The following is a 990-nucleotide window of genomic DNA, read 5'->3' as shown; positions in this document are numbered from 1 at the left end:
ACGGGGTGCTGCCGCAGACCCTGCACGTGGACGAGCCCACCCCGCACGTCGACTGGCAGGCGGGGGAGATCGCGCTGCTGACCGAGCAGCGGGCGTGGCCGGAGACCGGCCGTCCGCGGCGGGCCGGCGTCTCCTCGTTCGGCTTCAGCGGCACCAACGCCCACACGATCATCGAGCAGGCACCGGAAGCCGACGCGGCCGAGGCGACTGAGGTTCTGCAGCAGCGGCCCGGCGTCATGCCGTGGCTGCTGTCCGCCAGGACGGACACCGCCCTGCAGGACCAGGCCGAGCGCCTCGCGGCCCGTATCGCCGCGGACGAGACGCTCGAACCGACCGATGTGGCCTACTCCCTGGCCACCTCCCGGTCGGCCCTCGAACGCCGTGCCGTTGTCGTTGCGGGGGAGCGGGACGAGTTCCTGGCTGCCCTCACCGCGGTCGCTGCCGGTGAGCAGGCGCCCGGCGTGGTGCGTGGAACCGTGGCCGGCGACGGCGCCGCGGCCTTCCTGTTCACGGGCCAGGGCAGCCAGCGCCTCGGCATGGGGCGCGAGCTGTACGACGCCTTCCCGAGGTTCGCCGACGCCCTCGACGCCACCTGCGCCCGCATGGACACCCACCTCGAACTGCCGCTGAAGGACGTTCTGTTCGGCGCGGACGCCGACCTGCTGGACCGGACGGAGTACACCCAGCCGGCCCTGTTCGCGGTCGAGGTGGCGTTGTACCGGCTCGTGGAGAGCTGGGGTGTGCGCCCGGACTTCGTGGCCGGTCACTCCATCGGTGAGATCGCCGCCGCCCATGTGGCGGGTGTGCTGTCCCTGGACGACGCGTGTGCCCTGGTGGCGGCGCGTGGCCGGCTGATGCAGGCCCTCCCGGCCGGTGGCGTGATGATCGCGGTGCAGGCGTCGGAGGACGAGGTCCTGCCGCTGCTCGGCGAGGGCGACCGGGTGAGCATCGCCGCGATCAACGGCCCGCAGGCCGTCGTCATCGCCGGTG

Annotated in this window: 1 protein-coding gene; it reads left to right on the top strand. The window is 73.2% G+C overall.

What is annotated here, in order from left to right; translation table 11 throughout:
- On the top strand, nt 1-990 hold a 990-nt coding region (locus tag HYE82_RS36765; RefSeq protein WP_179178560.1), incomplete at both ends, for an acyltransferase domain-containing protein.

The sequence above is a fragment of the Streptomyces sp. BR123 genome, from assembly GCF_013401435.1.
GTDB lineage: Bacteria > Actinomycetota > Actinomycetes > Streptomycetales > Streptomycetaceae > Streptomyces.
This window is presented reverse-complemented; position numbering and strand designations above follow the sequence as displayed.